We start from the raw sequence: 391 nt of genomic DNA, 5'->3' as shown, positions 1-391 counted from the left end.
CTGACCGGCAATTCGGGCATGAACCGCCTCAACGGCAGCACCGGCGCCGACACCATGTACGGCAAGGGCGAGGATGACCTCTACATCGTCGACAACATCGGTGACGTGGCATCGGAGCAAAGTGTGACGGGCATCGACGACGGCGGCTTCGACACCGTCCGGTCCTCGGTCTCCTACACCATCGGCGCCTTTATCGAAAACCTGCGCCTGACCGGCACGGGCAACATCAACGCCACCGGCAACTCGCTGGCCAACTACCTCTACGGCACGTCGGGCGCCAACATCCTCGACGGTTCGTATGGCGGCGACATCATGGACGGCGGCGCCGGCAACGACACCTACTATGTCAATGTCGCCACCGACGAAGTCATCGAATATGTCGGCGGCGGCA

1 pseudogene is annotated in these 391 nt (G+C 62.7%); it reads left to right on the top strand.

What is annotated here, in order from left to right:
* Positions 1–18: 18 nt before the first annotated feature.
* Positions 19–391: pseudogene (locus ABAC460_RS0125450) on the top strand (calcium-binding protein); the annotation flags it as partial.

The sequence above is a fragment of the Asticcacaulis sp. AC460 genome, from assembly GCF_000495795.1.
GTDB lineage: Bacteria > Pseudomonadota > Alphaproteobacteria > Caulobacterales > Caulobacteraceae > Asticcacaulis.
This window is presented reverse-complemented; position numbering and strand designations above follow the sequence as displayed.